Source organism: Streptomyces sp. NRRL B-24572 (genome assembly GCF_002156145.1).
Classification (GTDB): domain Bacteria; phylum Actinomycetota; class Actinomycetes; order Streptomycetales; family Streptomycetaceae; genus Streptomyces; species Streptomyces vietnamensis.
Genome location: NZ_MWIG01000704.1, coordinates 1 through 3856, shown reverse-complemented (window position 1 = coordinate 3856; position 3856 = coordinate 1). Strand labels below are relative to the sequence as shown.

Here is a 3856-nt window from a genome sequence, read left to right as displayed (position 1 = left end):
TCGACGACCCGGCCGTCCTCGTCGTAGGTCACCCCCGTGTAGTGGAGGATCGGGGAGAGCAGCGGGACCTGGAGCAGTCCCGCCGTCTCCGGGTCCGCGAGGCGGGCCTCGACCGTGTCCGTGATGCGGCTGATCCGCACCCCGACCACGTCCCGCAGCACCTTCGTCATCGGCCAGCGCTCCAGGTCGGCCGGGTCGATCGCGGCGGCGAGCTCGGGGCGCACCGCGTTCTCCGCCCAGTTCGTCGGCTCGCCGCTCTCCCCGTCGCTGCGCAGCCGCCGGTACGCCACGACCTCCGGCACGTCGGGGAAGTACTCCGCGAGCTCCCCGGGCACCGGCTCGGCGCCGTGCCCGAGGACCGTCGTCCGCTCGCCGGACTGCTGGGCCACGATCGCGTCGATCGAGCCGAGCAGCCGCCGCGGGGTGGACCGCCGTGCGCCCGGCTCGATGAAGGTCCCGCGCCGCCGGTGCCGGCTGATCAGGCCCTCCTCCTCCAGTTCCTTGAGGGCCTGGCGCATGGTCAGCACGCTCACGCCGTAGTGGGCGGCGAGCTGCTCCTCGGTGGGCAGCCGCAGCGAGGCGTCGGGCGTGCGGCCCAGTATCGAGGCGCGCAGCGACTGCGAGACCTGATACCAGAGCGGCAGCTTGCGGTTCAGGACCAGCGAGTCGGGAGCGAAGGCGGTCACGGGTTCTCCGTACGAAGGCTACGGGCTTACGGCCGAGACATTACGGCCGGAAGTGGCGCTCAAGACCCTGCCATACGTCGTCGTATCCCTTCTGCAGGTGATCGGCGCCCGCGGCCTGCGGGGTCGTCGTCACCGGCCAGCGGGTCTCGAACATGAAGGCAAGGCCGTCGTCGATCTTCTGCGGCTTCAGCTCGGCGGCGCTGGCCTTGTCGAAGGTCTCCCGGTCGGGGCCGTGCGCGGACATCATGTTGTGCAGCGAGCCGCCGCCCGGCACGAAGCCTTCCGCCTTCGCGTCGTAGGCGCCCTCGATGAGGCCCATGTACTCGCTCATCACGTTCCGGTGGAAGTACGGCGGGCGGAAGGTGTCCTCGCCGACCAGCCAGCGCGGGGCGAAGACCACGAAGTCGACGCCCGCGAGCCCCGGCGTGTCGGAGGGCGAGGTGAGGACGGTGAAGATCGACGGGTCGGGGTGGTCGTAGGAGATCGTCCCGATGACGTTGAAGCGGCGCAGGTCGTAGACGTACGGGGTGTGGTTGCCGTGCCAGGCGACGACGTCGAGCGGCGAGTGGCCGTACGTCGCCGACCAGAGTTTGCCGCAGTACTTGTTGACCACCTCGACCGGGCCCTCGACGTCCTCGTAGGCGGCGACCGGGGCGCGGAAGTCACGGGCGTTGGCGAGACCGTTGGCGCCGATCGGGCCGAGGTCCGGGAGCTGGAACGGGGCGCCGTAGTTCTCGCAGACGTATCCCCGGGCCGTCTCGTCGAGGAGCTCGACGCGGAAGCGGACGCCGCGCGGGATCAGCGCCACCTCGCCCGGGTGGGCGGCGAGCAGGCCCAGCTCGGTGCGGAGGAGGAGGCCGCCGCGCTCCGGGACGATCAGCAGCTCGCCGTCGGCGTCGCCGAAGACCCGCTCCATGGAGGCGTTGGCGTGGTAGAGGTGCACGGCCATGCCGGTGCGCTGGGTCGCGTCGCCGTTGCCGCCGAGGGTCCACAGGCCGGCCAGCCAGTCGGTGCCGGGCGCCGGCTCGGGCAGCGGGTTCCAGCGCAGCCGGTTGGGGTCGGGCACGGTCTCGGTGAAGGGGGCGCCGGCGAGGGCGCCGTTGTCGATCCGGGTGAACGGCGGGTGCGCGGCCGAGGGGCGGATCCGGTAGAGCCAGGAGCGGCGGTTGTGGGCCCGCGGCTCGGTGAAGGCGCTGCCGCTGAGCTGCTCGGCGTAGAGGCCGAGGGGAGCGCGCTGCGGCGAGTTGCGGCCGTCCGGCAGCGCGCCGGGGACCGCCTCCGAGCTGTGCTCGTTGCCGAAACCGGTGCTGTAGGTGAGCGCCTCGGCCGTCTTCCTGGCCTGCTCCGTGGTCATCGCCCGCTCCTGTCCTGAGGCCCTTTTCCGAGCCCGCAAGGGAATCCTATGGACGACCGTAGGATTCCGCGCGGCCCACGTCAACGGTGAGTCGATCCCCGGCGGCCTTTTGGTGCGTGCACGGGGGGTCCAAAAAGATGAACAATCCTCTACTCTCACGCGCATGTCGTGGACCCCGTGGACCTCGTGGATCCGAAGATCCGCCTCCGTGCTCTCGGTCGTGCTCGTGGCGCTCGCCGCGGCCCTGTTCACCGCTCCTCCCGCCCAGGCCCACGAGGAACGGCCCGTCACCCTCCCCGACGGCTCCGGCAGCGTGCCGGAACTCCGCACGGGCGAACCCGACCTCCTCGTCTGCAAGACCGACCGAGCCGACTTCGAGCGCCGGATCTCCGGCTTCCCGGCCGCCCTCAAGGCCCGCAACCTCGCCCTCTTCGCGCGCTGCGCCCGCAGCGGCTACCGCCACCTCCAGCAGGCCGTCGACGCCGTCGACCGGTCCGGCATGACCATCGCGATCCTCCCCGGCCTCTACGAGGAGGAGCCCTCCCTGCCGCCGCCCACCGGCGCCTGCGCCGGGCTCAAGGCCCGCAAGTCCGCGCTCGGCTACCAGATCCTCAGCTACGCGCAGCAGAAGCAGTGCCCGCACAACCAGAACCTGGTCGCGATCCTCGGCAAGAAGAACCTCCAGATCGAAGGCACCGGAGCCTCCCGCCTCGACGTCGTCATCGACGCCAAGTACCAGAAGCTCAACGCCATCCGCGCCGACGGCTCCGACGGCGTCTACTTCCGCAACTTCACCGCCCAGCGCACCACCTTCAACTCGCTGTACGTCCTCGCCGCCGACGGCTTCGTCATCGACGACGTCCTCACCCGCTGGAACGACGAGTACGGCTTCCTGACCTTCGCCTCCGACCACGGCCTCTACAAGAACTGCGAGTCCTACGGGAACGGCGACTCCGGCATCTACCCCGGCTCGGCCTCGAACATCAACAACGGCCGCGGCTACGACGTCCCCCGCTACTCCATCGAGATCACCGACTGCCGCAGCCACCACAACATGGTCGGCTACTCCGGCACCGCCGGGGACTCCGTCTATGTCCACGACAACGAGTTCGACCACAACATGGGCGGCGCCTCCATGGACTCCGCCTTCCCCGGCCACCCCGGACTCCCGCAGAACCACGCCCGCTTCGCACGCAACCTGATCCACGACAACAACGAGAACTACTACCCGTACGTCGCCGACGGCACCTGCGCCAAGCTCCCCGTCGACCGCGGCTACGAGCGGGGCGTCGTCTGCCCCCAGATCTCCATGCCGCCCGGCACCGGCATCATCACCGCCGGCGGGAACTGGAACCTGTACGAGGACAACTGGGTCTACGGCCATCAGCGCGCCGCCTTCTTCCTCAGCGCCGTCCCCGCCTTCATCCGCGGTGAGTCCGCCTGGGGCAAGCAGACCGACACCTCCCACCACAACCGCTACGCCGACAACCACCTCGGCGTCGACAAGGCCGGCAACGCCCGCCCCAACCGCACCGACGTGTGGTGGGACGGCCAGGGCGGCGGCAACTGCTGGCAGTCCGACGCCGGCGCCGCCACCCCCGGCGCCCCGCCCGTCTGCGGAGCCCGCCGCGGCGAGGTCTCCGGCAACACCGACCGGCTCGTCGGCGAACCCGTCAAACTCGCCCAGCTCCTCGTCTGCGCCGACTACAACGTCCAGGCGCGCCGCCTCCCGGCCGGCTGCGACTGGTACGGCGCCCGGGGCCTCCAGCGCGTCGAGACCCAACTCGCCCTCGGCACCGCCCTCGTCCTCGCCCTC

The 3856-nt window shown here is 70.9% G+C and carries 3 protein-coding genes; 1 reads left to right on the top strand and 2 read right to left on the bottom strand.

Annotated elements, in window-relative coordinates; translation table 11 throughout:
* Window positions 1-686, bottom strand: a 686-nt coding sequence (locus CCN56_RS34015; protein WP_086831682.1) for a GntR family transcriptional regulator, incomplete at its 3' end; no start/stop codon positions are given.
* Window positions 687-726: 40 nt separating this feature from the next.
* Window positions 727-2040, bottom strand: coding sequence for a homogentisate 1,2-dioxygenase (hmgA, locus tag CCN56_RS34010; RefSeq protein WP_086831681.1), 1314 nt, complete (start codon window positions 2038-2040; stop codon window positions 727-729).
* 163 nt (window positions 2041-2203) lie between these two features.
* On the opposite strand from hmgA, the gene CCN56_RS34005 reads away from it, so the two are divergent.
* The coding region (locus tag CCN56_RS34005) for a right-handed parallel beta-helix repeat-containing protein (protein WP_179200077.1) at window positions 2204-3856 on the top strand (1653 nt) is incomplete at its 3' end.